Below are 19623 nucleotides of genomic sequence, written 5' to 3'. Positions count from 1 at the left end.
CATCTCCCCGGGTTGGCAGCAGGCTGTTACCGACGCTTCTTGTCCGGCGACCACAGCCGCAACATCAGCGCGTTGCTCACAACGCTGACACTACTGAACGCCATCGCCGCGCCTGCCACTACTGGACTGAGCAGGCCCAGCGCCGCCAGCGGTACGCCAACCACGTTATAGATGAACGCCCAGAACAGGTTCTGCTGAATCTTGCGGTAGGTGCGGCGCGAGATGTCGATGGCGTCCGCGATGAGTGCGGGGTCACCCCGCATCAGAGTAATGCCGGCGGCGTGCATCGCTACGTCGGTCCCGGTCGCCATGGCAATGCCAACATCGGCCGCCGCAAGCGCGGGCGCGTCGTTGATGCCGTCGCCAACCATGCCGACCGTTCCACCGGACGCGCGCAGGTCAGATACGACGCGAGCTTTGTCCTCAGGCAGCACCTCGGCGCGCACGTCCTCAATTCCAAGCTTGTCGGCTACAGCACGTGCCGCACCCTGGTTGTCGCCGGTCAGCAGAACCGTGCGTATTTTCATGGCACGCATGTGGTCGATGGCGGTCGCCGCCGTGTCCTTGACGGTGTCGCCAAATGCGAGCAGCGCCACAACTTTGCGCGCATTGCCCAACTCGACAAGCCACGAAACGGTCCGTCCTTCAGCCTGTGCGGAGTCGCCCTGAGCGAGAACTTCCTCGGGCACATTGATTTGCGCCTCCTGCAGGAAGCGGGCATTCGCAATAGCGTAGAGCCGGCCATCAACGCCCCCCTGAACTCCACGCCCGGCTATGGCTCGCACATCACTCGCCTGCGGAGCGACTATCCCGTCCGCCTGTGCCGCTTGCGTCACCGCGTGTGCCAACGGATGCTCGCTGCCGTGCTGGATGGCCGCCGCGACAGCGAGCGCTTCATTGCGTGCCACGTCAAAGGTACGAAATTCGACGAGCGTCGGCTTGCCGACGGTCAGCGTGCCGGTCTTGTCGAACGCGACAGTATTGATTCGATGCGCGACCTCGAGGGCTTCGGCATCTTTGATGAGAATGCCATGGCGCGCAGCGACGCCCGTTCCCGCCATGATGGCGGTCGGCGTCGCCAGTCCCAATGCGCACGGACACGCAATGACAAGTACGGCCACTGCATTGAGAATGGCGGTTTCGACGTTACCTGAGTAGAGCATCCAGCCAACGAGCGTCAAGAGCGCAATTCCCAAAATTGTTGGCACAAATACGGCGCTGACCTTGTCGACCACTCGCTGAATAGGCGCTTTCTCAGCCTGGGCGGACTCGACCAGCCGGATGATTCGGGAGAGCGTCGTCTCGGACCCGACGGCTGACGTCTCGACGACGAGCAGTCCGTCGACGTTGATGGACCCGCCAGTCACTTTATCGCCCGGTTGCATCGCCACCGGCAAACTCTCACCCGTGATGAGTGACTCGTCCACGGAACTTGCGCCTTCTACTATCCTGCCGTCCACCGGCACTCGCTCACCCGGGCGGACGACCACCTGCGCGCCGACGCGCACGGCCGCAAGAGGCACCTCCTGTTCAGTGCCGTCGATGCGCACACGCGCTTTGTCAGGCCGAAGCGCGTTCAAGGCGCGGATAGCTTCCGTAGTCTGGCGCTTTGCCTTGGCCTCGAGCCATTTCCCGAACAGCACCAGCGTGATGACAAAAGCCGACGCTTCGAAATACAGATGGCCCATATCGCCCGGATGAGCGATGACCTCATAGACGCTCAGACCATACGAGGCCGACGTACCGAGAGCGACCAGCAGATCCATGTTGCCCGTCTTCGCGAGCACGGCTCTGTAGGCCGATTTGTAGAAACGCAGGCCGAACCCAAATTGCACGACGGTCGCCAGCGCAAACGAAAGCCAGATGGGGAGCATGACGTGCCCGCCCAACCACTGCGCTACCATCGGGACGACGAGTGGCGCGCTAAAGATGGCCGCACCGGCGACCCTGAACGCCGCAAAGTCTCGCTTCGGCAGCTGCTCAACGTCCGTTGCCGGAATCGTCGCGTCGTACCCTGCCTTCTGTACCGCACCCACGAGCAAATCCAGCGGGACACCAGCAACGGCCTTTATCGTTGCCTGTTCCGTCGCCAGATTCACGCTGACCGACGACACGCCGGCGACCTTGTTCAGTGCCTTCTCAACGCGCGCGACGCACGATGCACAGGTCATGCCGTTGATGCTCAGCACCACCTCCTGTTCCGGCACCTCATAGCCGGCCGAACGAACTGCGTCCGCTACGGCAGCTTGCGCCTGCAGAGAGTCGGCTTCGATAGACGCTTTCTCGGTCGCAAGATTCACGGAGGTACGCGTCACGCCCGGCACGCGCGCAATCGCTTTTTCCACGCGCGCGACGCACGACGCGCACGTCATGCCCTCAATGGGCACTTCGAAGGTGGTGGTAGCACCCGCCGCCGCGCGGTTGATATTCAGAAGTTCGGTAGCCATGGTCTTGTTTGAAGGCCGCACCGGTGAGTGCGGCCGTTGAGGACTGAGGGACCGGCGCTACGCCGGCAAGAGGGTCAAGCGCGAACAGCAGGGGTGTACCCTGCTTCCTGGATGGCCGACAAAAAGTCGTTGGCACTGTGCGCGGACTCGATGCGTACCGTCTTGGTCGCAACGTCGATGTCCACCTCCGCCTGTGTGTCGATCTCCTTTACCGCTTTCGTGATGACACCCGCGCAATGCCCGCAGGTCATGTCTTTGACTTCCAGTTCCATTTTGAAAACTCCATTCTGTTGTGAGCAATTCCAGTATCGACATTCCAACCGTTGGAAGGTCAAGCGTTGCAACTAATGTTTTTGACCGGCCAGTTCTTCCAGAATCGGGCATTCCGGACGGGAGTCGCCCCTGCAGTGGTCCGCCAGATGCTTCAGCGTGTCTCTCATTTCCGTCATTTCCCGGATACGCAGGCCCAACTCGGCGATGTGCTCCTTCGCGAGCTTTTTGACCTCGTTACTGGACCGGCTTCGGTCCTGCCACAGGCCCAGCAATACAGAAATCTGCTTCATCGAGAATCCGAGCCGGCGGGCTTGCCTGACGAAGCGCAGCACCTCCACGTCCTTGTGCGTGTACACGCGATAGTTCGATTCCGTCCGCGTGGCAGCCTGAATCAGGCCGGCTCCCTCGTAGTGGCGAATCATCTTGGCCGAAACGCCGGATGCCTTCGCGACTTCACCAATATTCATGTCGAGCTCCCTCTGGACAGCGGCCCACCGGCCATCACGGTCAAGTTTCAACCTTCCCGCAATGGGAAGGTCAAGCCTTGTTGAGCAGGATTTGATGGTGCGACGATGGCCTTGATACGCGGATCGAGGATCGGGCGAGCCGCCGGTGCTCTTATCGCTTTGCGTTGGAGGCGGCGCCAAGCGATCGGCTCGGCATGGCGCGGCAAAGTCCGCCGTGTCGCGTAGTTCTATCGACTGGACCTTCGGCTGGAGCAAGACGGTCGGCCGAAACTGGCAGGTAAAGTGTCGCGGCCTCGGACGCGTCCCGAGTGTCTGCACCCACGAATCGTTACTGTTAGCAGTTGATGGGCCGTTGCTCCCTGCGCTTTCACTCCCTTCTCCTCACACAGACAAGGCCGACTCCAGGAGTAGACATGGAACCAGAAACCGACAGGGTTTGCGCTAATGAAGCTGAACAGCTGAGCCGCGTTGGCCGAAAGCGCTGGAGCAATACGTCGGCACATCGATACCGGGTGGCCGGGCGATGCGCCGATGTCGCGACGAGTGTCTAATCTGACTAAGCGCTGCGCCGACTAGAAGCGCGTCCGAATGCCCACAGTCGCGGCAACCTGATTGCCTGTTGAAGCCTGCGACAAGCCATTAATAAATGCACCCTCGAACGCAGAGCCGGCAGCCCCGTATGCGTGTTGATAGACACCCTCGACATAGACATCGGTGCGCTTGCTGAACGAGTAATCTGCCATCAGGGTCACTTGATGCCACTTCGGGTCCGCCGAACCGGTGGCGCCAGCAAAGGCGCCTTGAGTGAAGGTGTACGCGCCGGCGAGCGAGATCGCAGGGGTCACCGTATAGTGCACGTTAACTTCGTAGTTATCGAAGTGCAGGGTGTCGAATGACTGCAGGATCACTGAGTTCGCACCGGGTTGCGTATTGTCGAACAAGGTGTGCGTCCACAGCAAGCCGACCATCGCCGGTCCGATCGTGTAATTGCCGCCGACACCCATCACGCGCTGCCGCGCTGCGGGGAAGTTTACGAAGTCGTTGTTCGACAGTGCCCCGGTACTGTTAGACGCACCGTTATTCAGCTGGAGGTAAGCAGCCGCGAGATTGATCGGACCGTTGTTGTACGTCACGCCAAAGCTATAGGCGCGATTATTCGAAAAGCCGCCAGCCGCATTGCTCAAGCCGTACAGTGCCTCGGCCTGCAACCCTTGATACGTCGGGCTCACGTACTTGACCGAATTGTTGATATAGAACGAATCGTCCACGTTGTCATTATCGAACGGATGCGCGGCCAGGTTGTTTCCGTCCCCGTTGTTCGCCAGTGCGATCGGTCCGAGATTATCGACCACGGCGTCATACTGCCGGCCGAGCGTGAGCGTTCCATAGTTGTCGCTCTGCACACCGACATAAGCCTGACGGCCGAACATTGTGCCCGAGTAGGTGGTCTTGCCGTTTTGGATGTTGAACCCGTTTTCGAGACGGAAGATTACATGCAGACCGCCGCCGAGGTCTTCGCTGCCCCTCAGACCCCATACTTCGTTCGACAGCATGCTGCTTTGTTCCTGCCATGCGCTGCTGCCACCTTGGTTATTCGTATAAACGATACCTGTATCGATCAGTCCATATAGGGTGACGCTGCTTTGCGCATGGGCCGCGACGGCGCAGACAGACAAAGCTGCCGCCACGATGGTATTCTTTTTCACTTACATATACTCCATGAAATGCCCAACAGAGAGTCGGGAGGTGTGAGCACGATCTCGAAAAAATGCATGTTCAACGAAGGGCCTTTCGTAGCGGTAAGGCGGGCCATCCATTGAATGGGGTTCGCTTCCTTACCGTCAGTCTGGCGATTTTATGGGGACTGCCATCGCGGTTCATCAAAAGAGTTGCTCCCTTTTTGCAAAGATTTTATAAACGATGATCGAAGGAGCCGCTACACGAGTCGCTCGGCTGCTCAATGCGCCTATGTCTGCTGCGATCGACGAATCGAGCCGATTTAGCTTGCGCATGACGAGCACAGCCGTCAACGCAATACCGAAGGACATGTGAGTCGCGATCATGAGATGGCGCGTCGGCTTCGGCGCGACTCCCCAGCTATGAGCGAGGACGAATTGAACCAGCAGCAGCGCGGCTGTGATCCAGTGGAGGGCGATCGCGAAGCTGCCGTATCGGGCATGGTCGTCGCGGGCAGCCATTCGGCTGGCAATCGAGGCTGAGGATGTGCATTGGGATCTCGAGTCCGAGACGAAGACGAAGACGAAGACGAAGACGAAGTCATGATATGTATCCTTTGAGATCCCGGCAGACGAGGAAAGGTTGCCTGTCACAGCATCTCTACCTCAGCTTGGGGGATCAGTCGTAGGCATGTCGGGGAAGTAGTTCAGCAAGGTCCTTCACAAACTCTATGTCATTACCAGGTGGACGTTCCCTGCACACTTTCGTGATGAAGCAGTAATGTGTATTAGCCTGGACTGGACCGGACAGGTAGTCAGGAGTTGCCCCGAGTAGCCAACGAAGGGCCTACCCTTCTCTACTTCGTTCTCGCCGGGGCTTCGCCTACGATCATGATGCGTGCATTGGTGGGACCATAGGCGGGTACACTCATCTCTGTAGTCCAGCTGCGGTGATGATGGAGATGGCGAGGACCCACAACTCGATGGTGGTGAAGCGGGGGTATCTAATCTTCTTCATCATCTTCCTTCTCATGCCCCACGACAGGAACTTCATCAGGTACTTCTGCCTCCAGCGTTATCCGGATACCGGGAGGCTCTGTGCCTGCTCAAGGTTGTCAGCCAGCGCATCCTCGTTATCGATGCGCCCCGCTGAATATTGCTTCAGCAGTTTTCTGGTTTTCGCGAGATAGACCTTCGGATATTTTGCAAAAACGGCCTTGAACGCGTCGCCCGTCCCGGCTATCAGGGCGCTCCAGGAACGTCCTTCATCATGAGGATGAAAGGTTCAGTTGCTGCAATCGGGCCGCCCTTGGCCATCGCCGAGGCGAGATATGCGCCAGCCTCCCAAAAAAGAAGGTCTCCCCCGGATCCGCACCGCACCGTCGACGATTGCCGCCGCAGCCGGCGTGAGCGGCCCCGCAGTAGTCTCGAAGCGTTCGACTTCGGCCATGTCGCGCGACAAGCGACTTACAGGGAGGTCGGTCGCGAAGACGAACAGTTTCATCCGTTCGGCCAGTTCGCGTGCAATATCGTCATCGAGCAAGTCGTCCAAAGAACCCCCAGTGTGTCGAGCGCAAACCGCCCTCCCCTGAATTTCAGCGCCCAAACGCAATGGTGATAGGAATTATCGCCAAAGGAGTGACCCCGCATGATCCTGCGAATGCCCCAATGCGGACAGGCCCGCAGTCACGATCATTCAAGTCATCGTTGGCTCCTGCCGCGCTGCACATCCGCTCCAATCGCCGGTCATTTCGGCGAAGCACTTCGCACAGCAGACGGCGGTAATATTTGGCCGATAGTTCACACGCTTCTGGACGTCTTCCTTCAACTCGCCACATTCATCGCAGCGATCCAGGACACGGACCTGCATCGGTCGGGAGCGCCACCTTTCGAACGCGTTCATGTCAGCAGCCCTCGCGTTGATCTGCGACGCCGACGGCGATGATGTTCGCGGCCATCTTCCGCAGTTCTGCCGACGTCGGATCATCTCGGTGCAGCTCGACCAAATCTCTTGCCTTCGTGCTCATCGTGGCCCTCACTTGATACAGATGCGGCTAAGGTCAACAGTCCGGCGGTGCACGGTCTTATTCAGCCAGGGGACGAATTTGTACTCGTCGTACGCGTTGATATCGATACAAATTAAGTTATGCAGAACGTCTAATATGCCTACCACACAAATGAAATCGCGAACTCCATGGAAGCAGGGTAGACGGACGACCCAAAGAAAACCATTCTACGAACGGTCACTGCGGTCCTCCGCGAGCATAGCGCGCTCATACGTTTGGATACCTCGATGCATCCAGGAAGCTGCAGCCCCCCTGCCTCTCCTCCTACGACGATAAAACGACGCATGTGTATATTCGGCGCGGCGTACTTGCATGCGGCAAACGAGTACCGCAAGGTCCTCCCGCACGCGGCATCACCGTCTCAATGAGCCGCAAGGCGAGCTGTTGGGTCTCTTTACCAAGCGAGACTTCGTCTACGTTGCGAGGAACGACGAATATCGATGCCCTGCTGGCGAGCGTGCAATTCGTCGATTCACAACCGTTGAGCATGACATGACTCTGCAGGCCTACTGGCCCAGTGCCTGCCCGCGTTGCCATCTCAAGGAGAGATGTTCTCCCAGCGACTATCGTCGCATCCGACGATGGGAGCACGAACACATACTGGAAGCCATGCAGCGTCGGCTCGAGCGGAAGCCAGATGCAATGACCCTCCGCAGGAGTACCGTTGAGCATGTATTTGGTACGCTCAAGCACTGGATGGGTGCCACGCACTTCCTGACCCGGACGCTCGGGAGGGTGAGCACTGAAATGAGTCTTCAGGTATTGGCCTACAACCTGAAGCGCGTCATGAATATACTTGGGGTTGGCGCGACAATAAAGGCGATGAGGATGGCTGAAACCTAAGGCCCTGAGGGGCTTTTTTTTGCACTTGCGAAGTTACGTTAGTGCGAACCCGATCTACCAATCCCGATTAGCCAGGCTGGCGAACTCGCCTTCAGCGATAAGAAAACAGTTTCCACACACCCTCGGCCAGCTCGAGCCACTCAAACAGATTTTGCGACCGTCCGGTCCCGGACCAACACGAGACATTCACCAATGATGTTTTGGCCTTCCGCTCGGACGGTGTCGACGGACTCGTTGCATGCTCGAACTTCCATAGTGCCCGCGTTGAGTCTTCGAACCTTGCAGGAGCCACTTTGAATTTCACAATGCCGGAGGCCCATCCTGATGGGCGAGCGTGTCGCTCAACGTCTCGGCGCCAGACCTCCAGGCAGGATGGCAACGCACGCGGCACGGGGATTGGCAAGCAAGAAACTACATGAAGTTCCGCGTGTGCAGTGACGCAAGCTCCTGCGCCTGAGCTCGTTCGAAGCCGAGGCGCACGAGCCGGGTATAGCGGCCGTCGGCCATATCGCGCAGCAACTGCTGCACCCGCGCGTAGCCGTGCGCGGCGGCGCCCGGTGTCAGTTCTCGGGCTGCAACAAGTATGAGCGCATCGAATACTTCTTCGTTAAGGCCCCCCGCGGCGGCCAGCGCGTCATGACGATGTTCGATCGCCTGTGCAAGCCGCACCCGAAGCTCCGGTTCTCGCGCGACACGGTACAGCAGATGAGACATGCCAAGCGCGACATGGCGTGCTTCATCCCGTACGAGAAGACGCGCGATCTGACGCGTAAGTGGGTCAGGACCGTCAGTCTGGAGGAACTGCAGAAGCGTAACGAACGTACCTTCACCGAGTACCGATAGCAGGAAGCTCGCAACGGAAAAATCCGGCTCGTCCAGCAGGCTCTTCAGCGAGGTTTGCCCTCCCGCCGTCGACAGCAGAGGTTCGTGGCCTTTATGCCGAATGCGGCGCGTGAACACTTCGACGTGCCGTGCTTCGTCCGCTATCTGAATCGCAAGGGCGGCCTGAAGTTCGCGGTAGCGCGGATGCAATTGACCGAGAAACCGCGCCGGCACGACGAGCGCCGCGTTTTCGTTCTCGACCATATAAGTCATGATCTGCACGACCGCGGCCTCGACGGGCGGCGGATTGTCGAATGGCACATCCCAGTCGATCGCCTCGTCGGGGTTCCATTGCGCTGCGGCCGCCTGCTTATAGAACTCGGCCGCGTTGTCCGCCCAGACTTCATCCTTGCAATCGAGCCGGAATGCGAACGCGGGCGAACCGGTCTCGACGTGCGCGCCCCGTGCGGCGAGTCCCCAGCCGCGTGCGGCACGCACGGCGAGCGCATCCGGTGCGCGCGGGTCACTATGCCCGGTATGCGACGCCCCACGCCAACGCCCGTATTCGGCGCCGCGTTCTATGCATGCGAAGCGGCGCTCGCCCTGACGCGCCGCGCCGGCTTCCCAACGCAACGCATGTCCCTGGCTGCGGCACCATTCGTCCAGTTGCACTTCCCAGCCCGGCGCGGTTCCCGTTACGCGCAGCTCCTCGCCGGGCGCGAGCGACGTCAGCGCGTGCCTGACCGGCAGATGCGCACCGGCGTCGAAGCCGAGCGCCTCAATATCGATAGTCGCGCTCGACAATACGGCCTTGTTCGTCATAGAAGCCTTCTTCCGTAACGGCCCGGTCCAGCAGTGCATAGCCGCTCGCACGGCCGGGCTTCCATACCTTCAGCCCTTCCAGGTCGAGCAGCGGGCGCACGGCTGGATCGTTCCAGCCCATCGCGAGCAGGATTTCGCCGAAGCGGCGCACAGCCTCTTGAGGCGCTCCTGGGCTCACGGTCATGTTGCAGTGGTCGAATGCCCCGGTCGTGGCGACGATGCGCGTGCCGCCCGTCGGCAAGGTACCCTCATTTGCAAAGCCCCGGTAGTTCGCCGCCACCATCCACGTCGCGTCGATCTCGCCGCGTACCAGCGCATTGGCAGCGTCACGCTCGCCGCCGATGTGATCGCCGTGCTTGCCGGCCAGCACGTCGAACCGGCGCGCTTCATAGTCGCGCCCGGCGACAAGGCCGCCCGTGTGACGCAGATGGTCCAGTGGAATCAGCGTGGCCTGCGGCGAATCGATGGCGCCGAAACCTATTGTCTTGCCGCGCAGTTCGGCCAGTTCCTGCACCGCGCTCGCCGTCGGCACGACCAGCACCGAGTGCAGATCGATATCCGTGTCGCGCATTGCAAGCGCGCTCACCGTTTCGCCGCGCGTTCGCGCCATGCGTTCGGCACGCACCCACGCGAGCGGTGAGTTCCAGGCCAGCGCGATGTCGCCGGCGAACTGTGCTTCGACCTGTCGTTCGTAGTTCGAGTACAGCAGAAAGTCGAACGCAAGACCGCGTTCGGCAAACCAGGCGCGGAAGCCTTCCCAGATCGTGACGACCTTCGGTGCGTAGGCAACTGCGCCGAGCATCAGAGGTTCTTGCGTAGTCATGGCGCTATTTCCAAAGTTTCGGGTTTGTCGTTCAGCGCTCAGGCCAGCGGCATGTCACACATCAGGCGGCCAATCAGGTCGTACAGTACGTCCGATGTGGGCGCCATCACGGAGGCAGCACGAGCATCGCGGAACAGGCGCTCGATGCCGGCTTCCTTGCGGAAGGCCGCGCCGCCGCACACGCGCATCGCGATGTCGGTGACTTCGAGCGCGGCTTCGCCAGCCGCAGCCTTTCCTTCGAGCACGCGTTGCAGTGTGTCGACACGGCCGTCTTTCACGGCAGCGAGCGTATCGTCACGCAGCGTGCGGGCCTGGCTCGCGCGAATGCGCGCGCGGGCCAGGTACGCGCGCACCGTGGGCAACTCGGCGAGCGTGCTGCCGCTTTCGGCAAAGCGGCTGCTGGTGACGTGCGTTACCGCACGCTGCAGCGCGCCTTCCATGAGACCGATCGACACCGACGCCGACAGCGTCGCGAAGACCGGCAGAGCGTCGCTGTGCATGACGTCGCCGCCTGTACCGTCCGTACCGATCATCGCGGTGGCCGGCACCGTGACGTTTTCCGCGCGCACGGGGGCGGACGCGTTGCCACGCAGGCCGAGCCCGTCGAACGGCTGCGGGCTGGACAGCCCTGCGAGGCGGGTGTCGACCAGCCACAGCGTACTCGCGCTCTCGACGCCGGCTATCGGTCGCGACGACCAGATGTACGAATCGGCTTCTCCGGCCGACGTGACCATGCTCTTGCTGCCGTTAAGCACGACGCCGTTGCCGTCGGGCCGGGCGGTGCCAAGCGGCGCCCAGAAGTGGCTTCGCGAGCCGGGTTCGGACCATGCGAGTGTCGTCAGGTGCCGGCCTTCGGCTATCGCGCGGCGCACGTCCACGGGGCCGTACTTTTCGATCAGCACGCTTCCCACGTAGTGCATGGTCAGAACCATCGCTGTCGACGGACATTCCTGCGCGATGCACTCGACCACCTGGGAAGCTTCATCCAGTCCGAGCCCCATGCCGCCCACTTCGGGTGCGCTGAAAAGGCCCAGCAGACCGGACTGGCCAAGCGCATCGAGCGCAGCGCGTGGAAAGTTGGCGAGTTGGTCGATATCGCGGGAGACGGGGGAAATTACGGTGCTGACGATACGATTCAGCGCGTCGATATGCGCCATCGATGGGGCTCCCGTGCTATATGGGCTGGAACGTTGCCTCGCCATGTCGATGCGCGGTCGCGCCGATGGCGCGAACCTGTCCGGGTCCAGCAAGTGGCCCCCAGGCGCATCCGTCGCATGCAGACCTGCAACAACGACTCCCGCAAATGGTGAAAGCCCGGCGGCTGTGAAGCCATACGAGCCACGCGATTATCACACGAGGTTTGTGACTTTCGCATAACGCAGCTACTGGATCCGGACTGCCTTGGCATTGCCCGCGTCCGCGGATTCTCAGATCGGACACCGGTGGGTATCATGGGGCTTCGAAAGGCTCGAGCGGAGCGGTGCAAGTCGCACGCTCCGTTCCTATGTGGCGGCAGCGTAGCAATGCGCCGCCACCCGACCGCACGATCAGGCGCCAGCGCTCAGCGAGAGCTCATTAGGCACTATCGTCTCGCTCGCCCGGTCGGTTGTTCGGATACCTATACTGCCCGTAGCGGAGCAGCAGCACACCCACCGCCAGTAGCACGATTGCCCCGGCCGACGCGACAAGATGCAATTCGGTATTCCCGCCCGCGCGCAGGATCAGGTCCCGCGCGATCGAGACCATGGCAATGTAAAGCGGAAAGCGCACTGGCAATTGTCCCGCTTTCAAGTATTGCCCGACCATCGCGAATACTTCAAGGTATAGAAACATCAACAGCAGATCGGTCAGCGTGACGCCATCGGAGTGCGCCATCTTCCAGACCAGATAGCCCATCGCCAGCGCGGTTGCAATGCCGATGACCAGCAAGCCGAGCAGTTCCGCCATCTCCATCAACTGATCAAGCCACTTCCTGATGCTCTTTTGTAGAGCACTTTCATACTTCATCCATGAAGCTCCTTGTATTACCGGCATGTCCTCAGACAGTAACGAGACTGTAGCGGCGCGAAATATTGCACCGATGCCATGCCGGACACCAGAAAGCACCGCTACGGCGCACATCGCGCGGTTCAAAGAATTGCCAACGATCGGTGTCGATGGATGCACACGGACCACTAGCCCCCGCCGGATCAGCCAGAGCGCGCCCTTGACCGACTGCGTCCCTGGTCTGGTGGCCCAGCATTTGCGCCGCGCGCCTCTCGCATCCCGCCAGCACCGGTGCGGGCTGCTGCTAGCCGGCCTTGCTCATGCGTCGTCGTCCTGCCCGGCAGCCGGCCACAAGAAGGGGTGCGGCGCGGGCCGGCGATAGCCGGCTTCGTTCACTAACAGGTCGAGCGGCAGGCTCACGAGGTCGTCGGCGAACGGTTCGACGCCGAATTCCTTGTCCTGATAGAAGATCTTTCGGTAGGTGTGACACGCTTCGCATGACTCGGCCTTGGCCCAGTCCGGACGGCCGTCGATCGCGTGGTAGGCGATGCCCTGCGTCGAGTCGCAGTGCGTGCACTTGACGCGCACCACGTGCGATTCGGTACCGCACAGCCCGCACGCGACGAACCGGTAACCCTGGTTGGCCCCGCCCACGCGCACCACGCTCGCGACCGGGTGCGAACCGCAGACAGGGCACAGGCCGACCGTGTCGAGGTAGGGCACCTGGTCCACCGTCAAGCGGCTTGCCTGATCGGTCCAGAGCACTTGCAGCGCCGCCATGATAAACGGCCCGCCCGCATTATCGAGAACTTCGCCGCCCGGCCTGAGCAGTGCATCGGCCTCGCGTTCAAGCGCGCTGTCATCGAGTGCTCGCAGCCGCGCGACCGCTGCGGCGAGCGGCGGTGCGATCTCGCTGCTCGCTTCGAGGCGCGACAGCAGCGATTCCAGGACCTCCCGCCAGGCCGGATCACGCTCGCCTGTGCGTGCCGGCAGGATAGGCATCGAGTGTTGCTGGGCACGCGCAATCGACGAAGGATCGACCGCACGCGCGGTGAATCGGGCGAGTATCTCGTGTTGGGCTTGTGCCAGGTCGGCCATCAGTCGCAGGTAGTCGCCGATAGGATGGCTCTCCGTCGCCAGCGTGCGCAGACGCTGCGCGCGCCCGGCGAATAGCTCGCCGCGCCGCGGCAGCCGTATTCGAGGAATTGCCGAGCGATCGAGCGTCAGGATCTCGCGAGGTTCGAGAAAGGTTTGCACATTAACCCTCGCAAAAAAGGCAGGTCGCCATCCATTCTGGTGTCGGCCCGCGGTGGATCGTGTCGTCGGCTCGGACGCCGCGCATAACGCCCGGTGTCCAAGGCCCCGTGCTAGTGGTTACGCGTTGACGATTTGATAATGGCTCGGAACCAGCGCGGATGATGCCTGCGCGCCCAACCGGGCGTCACGGTGCCATGCAGCATCGCGCCCATCGTGCCTTTGATCCAGATCGCCGCGTAGATATGGACAATGATCCCCGCGATCAGCACGAAGGCCGCCGCCGCGTGAATCAGGACCGAAAAGCGGATGATGTCGATCGGAAAGTACGCCGAGAAGTAGCGCCGCCAGACCACGATGCCGGTCAGCATCAACGCCACCATGCAGGGGAGCAACGTAAAAAACAGCATCTTCTGGCCGGCGTTATATTGACCGACTTCGGGCAGCTTGTCCTCGCGATTGGTCAGCACATCGCCGATCTGCGTGAGCCACTGGATATCACCGCGATCGATGAGGTTGTGATGCCAGAAGCGCCACACCAGACCCGCAAAGGAAACGAACATCACCACCCCGATGAAGGGGTGGAGGATCCGCATCCACTGGCCGCCGCCGAACAGCGCGGACAGCCAGAACATCGCCGGATGGAACATCGCGAGCCCGGACAGCGCGAGCAGCACGAAGCTGATCGCGGTGACCCAGTGGTTGCTGCGCTCGTTGGCGTTGTAGCGCTCGATCAGTTCGCCGTGTTGGATATCATGCTTGCTCATCGGCGTGCTCCTTTTCACGGTTCGTCTCGTCACGTGCGGCCTGTTCGTCGGACTCCTCGACTTCGTTCGGGCCGATCCGGGTGAAGTGGAAGAAGCCCGCTACCGCCGTTGCCGCCAGCACAGCGAGCCCGAGCGGCTTGGCGATGCCTTTCCAGACCCGCACCATCGGGCTGATCCGCGGATTCGTCGGCAGACCGTGATAGAGCGACGGCTGGTCGGCGTGATGCAGCACGTACATGACGTGCGTGCCGCCGACACCTATCGGATCGTACAGACCGGCGTTCCGGAAACCGCGCTCCTTCAGATCCTCGATTCGGTCCGCGGCCTGCTGGTGCATGTCGTCCTTGGTGCCGAACATGATCGCGCCCGTCGGGCAGGTCTTCACGCAAGCCGGTTCCTGGCCGACCGCGACGCGATCCGAACACAGCGTGCACTTATACGCACGATGGTCCTTCTTCGAAATGCGCGGCACGTTGAACGGGCAACCGGTTATGCAATAGCCGCAGCCAATGCAGTTTTCCTCGTGGAAATCCACGATGCCGTTCGTGTACTGCACGATCGCGCCAGGCGCCGGACAAGCCTTCAGGCAGCCCGGATCATCGCAGTGCATGCAGCCGTCCTTGCGGATCAGCCACTCGAGATCGCCTGCGCTGTTCTCGTATTCGGAGAAACGCATGACGGTCCACGAATGCTCGGTCAGATCGGCCGGGTTGTCGTAGACGCCGACGTTCACGCCGACTTCATCGCGCAGATCGTTCCATTCCATGCAGGCGGTCTGACACGCCTTGCAGCCAATGCACTTCGACACGTCGATCAGCTTGGCGACGGTGCCCGTGACAGGCTCACGGTCCCCAGGCGGAGGGACCGTGGTGGCCGACAGGCGTTTGATATCGAGAGATTGCAGTGCCACGTTTTCTCCTTAAGCCTTCTCGACCTTGACCAGGAACGACTTGAATTCCGGGGTCTGCGTATTGCCGTCGCCTACCGATGGCGTAAGCGTATTGGTGAGATAGCCCGGCCGTGTAACGCCTTTGAACCCCCAATGCAGCGGCACACCGACCGTCTGCACTTTCTTGCCATCCACGATCAGCGGCTTGATACGCTTGGTCACCACCGCGACCGCGACGATAAAGCCCCGCTGGGACGAGACCTTGACCTTGTCGCCCGCCACCACACCTACTTCGCGCGCCAGGTCCTCGCCGATTTCGACGAACTGTTCCGGCTGCACGATCGCGTTCAGGCGCGCGTGCTTGGTCCAGAAGTGGAAATGCTCCGTGAGGCGGTACGTGGTTGCCGCGTGCGGGAACTGGTCCGCCGTGCCGAAGTTCGCCCGATCCCCGGGGAATACGCGTGCCACCGGGTTGTTGGTTACGTTCGGATGGTTCGGATACAACGGGTTGTAGCCCAGCGGCGTCTCGAACGGCTCGTAGTGCTCCGGAAATGGCCCTTCATTCATTCTGTCGCGGGCGAAGAAACGCGCTACGCCCTCCGGGTTCATGGTGAACGGCCCCATGCCGAGCGAAGGTGCCTCGTCGACCTTGTAGTCAGGGATATCAGCGCCGTTCCAGCTGGCACCATTCCAGCTGATCAGCTGGCGACTCGGATCGAACGGTTTGCCGTTGGCATCGCACGATGCGCGGTTGTAGATAATTCGGCGGTTCGCCGGCCATGCCCACGCCCAGTTCAGCGTATTGCCGATGCCGGTCGGATCGCTGTTGTCACGGCGGGCCATCTGATTACCGGCCTGAGTCCAGGCACCGCAGAAGATCCAGCAACCGCTCGCAGTGCTACCGTCGTCGCGCAGTTGATCGAAGCCAGACAACTGCTCACCGGCTTTCGCGAGCACCCTGGTCGGGTTCTTCGGATCCGTCACAGCCGTCAGCGCACTGCCGTTATACTCGCGCGCCAGCTCTTCGGGGCGCGGGCTCTCGGGGTCCGCATACGGCCAGTTCAGGTTGACGATAGGGTCCGGAAACTTGCCGCCTTCCCTGCGATACATGTCACGCATGCGCGTGAAGATGCCACCCATGATCTCGAGGTCGCTGCGAGCCTCTCCCGGAGGTTCCGCGCCCTTCCAGTGCCACTGCAGAACACGCGACGAACTGACGACCGCGCCGTTTTCCTCAGCAAAACAAGTGGTCGGCAAGCGGAACACCTCAGTCTGAATCCTGGACGGATCGGTGTCGTTGTACTCACCGTAGTGCTTCCAGAACTCGGACGTTTCCGTCGCTAGCGGGTCCATGACGATGAGCCACTTCAGCTTGGCCAGGCCGTCAACGACCTTCGCCTTGTCCGGCGCTGAGGCGATGACGTTGAATCCCTGACAGATATAGCCAGTCATCTTCCCCTTGGTCATCAGCTCGATCGCCTGAAGCAGATCGTAGGATTTGTCCAGCTTCGGCAGGTAGTCGTACCCCCAGTTATTTTCCTTCGTCGCAGCGTCGCCCCACCACGACTTCATGAAGCTGACGAAGAAGGCGCGATAGTTCTGGTAGTAGCTGAGCTGGTTGGGCCGCAACGGCTTGAGCGCGCGCTGCCCGATGTAATGCTCGTAGTCCTGTTCCGCTTCCGACGGCAGCGTCATGTATCCCGGCAGCATTTCGCTCAGCAGCCCCAGGTCAGTGAAGCCCTGGATATTGGAGTGGCCGCGCAGTGCATTCATGCCGCCGCCGGCGATGCCGATATTGCCCAGCAGGAGCTGCACCATCGCGCCGGCACGGATAATTTGCGAGCCGACCGAGTGGTGGGTCCAACCGAGTGCGTACATCACGGTGCCGGCCTTGTCCGGCGCAGCGGTGCTGGCCATCATCTCGCACACACGCAGGAACTTGTCCTTCGGCGTGCCGCAGATCTTCTCGACCATCTCAGGCGTGTAGCGCGAGTAATGCGACTTCATCAGCTGATACACGCAGCGCGGATGAGCGAGCGTCGGATCGGTCTTCACATAGCCGTCATCGCCGAGTTCATAGTTCCAGCTGGTCTTGTCGTAGTGCCGCTTCCCGGCGTCGTAGCCCGAATACAGACCATTCTTGAACGCGAAATCCTCGTGCACGATGAAGCTGAAATCGGTGTAGTTGCGTACATATTCGTGCTGCACCTTGTTATGCGTGAGCAGGTAACTGATCATGCCCCCCAGAAAGGCGATGTCCGTACCGGTACGGATCGGCGCGTAATAGTCGGCGACCGACGCCGTGCGCGTAAAGCGCGGGTCGACCACGATCAGGCGTGCTTTGCGATGCGCCTTGGCTTCGACGACCCATTTGAAACCGCACGGGTGCGCCTCGGCTGCGTTGCCGCCCATCACCAGAATGACGTCCGCATTCTTGATATCGACCCAATGATTCGTCATCGCACCTCGGCCAAACGTCGGGGCAAGACCTGCCACCGTCGGGCCGTGTCAGACACGTGCCTGGTTGTCGAATGCAAGCGTCCCAAGACTACGCATAGTCTTGTGGGTTAAATATCCTACCTCGTTGCTGGCAGCCGAAGCGGCGAGCATACCGGTGGTCACCCAGCGGTTGACGGTCTTGCCGTCGGCGGTCTTTTCGATGAAGTTGGCATCGCGATCCTGCTTCATGAGCTGCGCGATGCGGTCGAGCGCGTCTTCCCAGGAAATGCGCTGCCATTTGTCGGAGCCGGGTGCCCGATACTCCGGATATAGGATCCGGCTCTCGCTATGGACGATGTCCAGCAGGCTTGCACCCTTGGGGCACAGCGTCCCGCGATTGACGGGGTGGTCCGGGTCGCCTTCAATGTGGATGATGCTGGCTTTGGCGTTTTTCGCGCCGTCGCCCAGGCTGTACATCAGAATGCCGCAGCCTACCGCACAGTAGGTACACGTATTGCGAGTCTCTGTGGTGCGCGCCAGCTTGTATTGGCGAACTTCAGCGAGCGCCGCGGTTGGTGAGAAGCCCATAAGAGCTAGGCTCGACCCCGCCAGCGTCGTCGCCGACACCTTGAGAAACTGTCGCCGAGTCATGTTGACCATAAGACAGACCTCGATATAGGTAAGGAAATGATAATAAAAGGACAACTCTGCGGCCTTTATCGATCCAGGCCTTGTTTCAACCGAGGCCGCGAAACGAAAAGCATCCGGCGATTCGAATCATTGCGCGCTGACCCGTCTCTTCACGATGGAGACATGATCGTCTTGGCCACCGTACGCCCGGCGAGCACACAATTCGCTTCTTCCCTTACGAGTACAGTCCACATCAGTGATCGCGCCTGAAGGTGGCCCAACCGTGCTGCATGAAGGACACGCTCGTCGCCGGGCGTTCGACGTCAGGTAGCAACACGCGCCAAGCGCCGTCGACGTGGCGGAAGAGCAGAATTGCAAGAGGACGTGTCCGTCTCGATGCTTCGACGCACAAAGGTGATCGTGCCGTCCTTATCCGGATTGGCTTGATCGACGATTATGGGATGCAAGTGCGGGTCACTGTTACTGTTCAGCCACAGGACGAAGGTGTACTCGTCGTACGCGTTGTTGCCGATAAATATCAAGTTTTGCAGAATGTCTAACATGGCCACCGCTCAAATGAAAACGCACCGTCCACGGAATAAGGATAGACGGACGACCCAAAGAAGCCCATTCTACGAACGGTCGCCGCAGTCATCCACGAGCGTGGGGCTCTTATACGTGTGTATGGCTCGAGGGGGCCAAGGAGTATTGACCGCGGCTAACAGCTCCGACCGGATCGAGTCGGCGAAACTGTTGAGCCTGATCGCTCTGAAATAACCGTGCGCGCATCCCGGCTTGAATGCGCGTAAGCACGGTGCGAAGGTGTGGCCATCGTAACGACGGTGCAAAGTGATGGACGATGCCACGGGAGAGACAGTTGTACCGACAGGCGCGCGACGCCCTGGGCGATGCGACGCATTCTGCGTGCGAGATGGTCAGGGCATGGACAGCAAGCGGACTCGGCGCGAGACCTTCTGTCGTGAGCGGTGCTCGCTGCCAGCGCCCCCGACCTGTGGCGCAAGAAGCTCTCGGGCGAGGCACCGACACAGGAGCATCTACTTGCAGTCGCGTCAGATGCTGCATCTATCGTTTCCCATCCGGACACCGCGCGAGCCACTCCGGCGCCGTCGTCGATGGTGGACGCTTCCTCGTCTTCACGTGATCGAGTAATTCTGTCGCTCGCCAGTGTTCCCATCGAATTAACCGGTGCGCACGCCGAGCGAATCGTGCGTTTCGCGCTCGGACAGCTCGGCGGTGCACGGTGCTGATCGCGGCCGATGTTCGAGTCTACTCCAGAAACACGGCATCGCCCTCGATTTCAGCGACTTCGAAGTCAAGGAGACGCTGCCCGGTATTGGTACTCCATTGCGGCGGGGCTGCTTTTGACTGCAAGCGGGTTACCCACAGCGGTGACACGAA

General features: G+C 60.8%; 16 protein-coding genes and 1 pseudogene. 1 reads left to right on the top strand and 16 read right to left on the bottom strand.

What is annotated here, in order from left to right; all coding sequences use genetic code 11:
- Window positions 1-26: 26 nt before the first annotated feature.
- The 7 genes from B0G74_RS45285 to B0G74_RS47630 all read right to left on the bottom strand — a co-directional run bounded on the left by B0G74_RS45285 (window position 27) and on the right by B0G74_RS47630 (window position 6890).
- A complete protein-coding gene (locus tag B0G74_RS45285) occupies window positions 27-2447 on the bottom strand; it encodes a heavy metal translocating P-type ATPase (protein ID WP_132384382.1) in 2421 nt (806 codons plus the stop codon).
- Window positions 2448-2521: 74 nt separating this feature from the next.
- The gene (locus B0G74_RS45280; protein WP_132384381.1) at window positions 2522-2719 is read right to left on the bottom strand and encodes a heavy-metal-associated domain-containing protein; all 198 of its coding nucleotides are present in this window, start codon (window positions 2717-2719) and stop codon (window positions 2522-2524) included.
- Window positions 2720-2791: 72 nt separating this feature from the next.
- Window positions 2792-3187, bottom strand: coding sequence for a Cu(I)-responsive transcriptional regulator (cueR, locus tag B0G74_RS45275; protein WP_132384454.1), 396 nt, complete (start codon window positions 3185-3187; stop codon window positions 2792-2794).
- A gap of 572 nt (window positions 3188-3759) precedes the next feature.
- On the bottom strand, window positions 3760-4893 hold the full coding sequence (locus tag B0G74_RS45270) for a porin (protein WP_132384380.1): 1134 nt from the start codon (window positions 4891-4893) through the stop codon (window positions 3760-3762).
- Window positions 4894-5067: 174 nt separating this feature from the next.
- Entirely contained in the window at window positions 5068-5385 is a 318-nt protein-coding gene (locus B0G74_RS45265; protein ID WP_132384379.1) for a cytochrome b/b6 domain-containing protein, read from the bottom strand.
- A gap of 763 nt (window positions 5386-6148) precedes the next feature.
- Window positions 6149-6415 (bottom strand): hypothetical protein, encoded by a 267-nt coding sequence (locus B0G74_RS45260; RefSeq protein WP_132384378.1) that lies wholly within the window; start codon window positions 6413-6415, stop codon window positions 6149-6151.
- 352 nt (window positions 6416-6767) lie between these two features.
- Window positions 6768-6890, bottom strand: a complete 123-nt coding sequence (locus B0G74_RS47630; protein ID WP_279388655.1) for a hypothetical protein — start codon at window positions 6888-6890, stop codon at window positions 6768-6770.
- 426 nt (window positions 6891-7316) lie between these two features.
- Here B0G74_RS47630 and B0G74_RS45250 point away from each other — a divergent pair.
- Window positions 7317-7772, top strand: a pseudogene (locus tag B0G74_RS45250) (transposase); the annotation flags it as partial.
- Window positions 7773-8183: 411 nt separating this feature from the next.
- Here the strand turns inward: B0G74_RS45250 and B0G74_RS45245 are convergent.
- The 9 genes from B0G74_RS45245 to B0G74_RS45200 form a co-directional block, all read right to left on the bottom strand.
- Window positions 8184-9416 carry a ferritin-like domain-containing protein gene (locus tag B0G74_RS45245; RefSeq protein WP_132384376.1) on the bottom strand — a complete coding sequence of 411 codons (1233 nt, stop codon included), beginning with the start codon at window positions 9414-9416 and terminating at the stop codon, window positions 8184-8186.
- A complete protein-coding gene (locus tag B0G74_RS45240; protein WP_132384375.1) occupies window positions 9373-10239 on the bottom strand; it encodes a PhnD/SsuA/transferrin family substrate-binding protein in 867 nt (288 codons plus the stop codon). The genes B0G74_RS45245 and B0G74_RS45240 overlap by 44 nt, the downstream gene beginning before the upstream one ends.
- A gap of 38 nt (window positions 10240-10277) precedes the next feature.
- The gene (locus B0G74_RS45235; RefSeq protein ID WP_132384374.1) at window positions 10278-11396 is read right to left on the bottom strand and encodes an acyl-CoA dehydrogenase family protein; all 1119 of its coding nucleotides are present in this window, start codon (window positions 11394-11396) and stop codon (window positions 10278-10280) included.
- A gap of 418 nt (window positions 11397-11814) precedes the next feature.
- A complete protein-coding gene (locus tag B0G74_RS45230; protein ID WP_132384373.1) occupies window positions 11815-12246 on the bottom strand; it encodes a phosphate-starvation-inducible PsiE family protein in 432 nt (143 codons plus the stop codon).
- 297 nt (window positions 12247-12543) lie between these two features.
- Complete coding sequence (fdhE, locus tag B0G74_RS45225; RefSeq protein ID WP_132384372.1) at window positions 12544-13482, bottom strand: formate dehydrogenase accessory protein FdhE; 939 nt, start codon at window positions 13480-13482, stop codon at window positions 12544-12546.
- A gap of 110 nt (window positions 13483-13592) precedes the next feature.
- Entirely contained in the window at window positions 13593-14246 is a 654-nt protein-coding gene (locus tag B0G74_RS45220) for a formate dehydrogenase subunit gamma (protein WP_132384371.1), read from the bottom strand.
- Window positions 14233-15156 (bottom strand): formate dehydrogenase subunit beta, encoded by a 924-nt coding sequence (fdxH, locus tag B0G74_RS45215; RefSeq protein WP_132384370.1) that lies wholly within the window; start codon window positions 15154-15156, stop codon window positions 14233-14235. Before fdxH ends, B0G74_RS45220 begins: the two co-directional genes overlap by 14 nt.
- A 9-nt stretch (window positions 15157-15165) precedes the next feature.
- The gene (fdnG, locus tag B0G74_RS45210; RefSeq protein WP_165924071.1) at window positions 15166-18234 is read right to left on the bottom strand and encodes a formate dehydrogenase-N subunit alpha; all 3069 of its coding nucleotides are present in this window, start codon (window positions 18232-18234) and stop codon (window positions 15166-15168) included.
- A gap of 293 nt (window positions 18235-18527) precedes the next feature.
- Window positions 18528-18767, bottom strand: coding sequence for a hypothetical protein (locus tag B0G74_RS45200; protein WP_132384367.1), 240 nt, complete (start codon window positions 18765-18767; stop codon window positions 18528-18530).
- Window positions 18768-19623 lie beyond the last annotated feature (856 nt).

It is taken from the genome of Paraburkholderia sp. BL9I2N2, assembly GCF_004339745.1.
Lineage (GTDB): Bacteria > Pseudomonadota > Gammaproteobacteria > Burkholderiales > Burkholderiaceae > Paraburkholderia.
The sequence above is the reverse complement of the archived record's forward strand: the minus strand, read 5'-3'. Positions and strand labels throughout refer to the sequence as shown.

Bases quoted from the DNA above. Each gene is read 5' to 3' on its own strand.
- B0G74_RS45280 (WP_132384381.1), bottom strand. From the start codon at position 2,719: ATGGAACTGGAAGTCAAAGACATGACCTGCGGGCATTGCGCGGGTGTC.
- B0G74_RS45235 (WP_132384374.1), bottom strand. From the start codon at position 11,396: ATGGCGCATATCGACGCGCTGAATCGTATCGTCAGCACCGTAATTTCC.
- B0G74_RS45220 (WP_132384371.1), bottom strand. From the start codon at position 14,246: ATGAGCAAGCATGATATCCAACACGGCGAACTGATCGAGCGCTACAAC.
- B0G74_RS45200 (WP_132384367.1), bottom strand. From the start codon at position 18,767: ATGTTAGACATTCTGCAAAACTTGATATTTATCGGCAACAACGCGTAC.
- B0G74_RS45285 (WP_132384382.1), bottom strand. From the start codon at position 2,447: ATGGCTACCGAACTTCTGAATATCAACCGCGCGGCGGCGGGTGCTACC.
- B0G74_RS45240 (WP_132384375.1), bottom strand. From the start codon at position 10,239: ATGACTACGCAAGAACCTCTGATGCTCGGCGCAGTTGCCTACGCACCG.
- B0G74_RS45265 (WP_132384379.1), bottom strand. From the start codon at position 5,385: ATGGCTGCCCGCGACGACCATGCCCGATACGGCAGCTTCGCGATCGCC.
- B0G74_RS45230 (WP_132384373.1), bottom strand. From the start codon at position 12,246: ATGAAGTATGAAAGTGCTCTACAAAAGAGCATCAGGAAGTGGCTTGAT.
- B0G74_RS47630 (WP_279388655.1), bottom strand. From the start codon at position 6,890: ATGAGCACGAAGGCAAGAGATTTGGTCGAGCTGCACCGAGATGATCCG.
- cueR (WP_132384454.1), bottom strand. From the start codon at position 3,187: ATGAATATTGGTGAAGTCGCGAAGGCATCCGGCGTTTCGGCCAAGATG.
- B0G74_RS45245 (WP_132384376.1), bottom strand. From the start codon at position 9,416: ATGACGAACAAGGCCGTATTGTCGAGCGCGACTATCGATATTGAGGCG.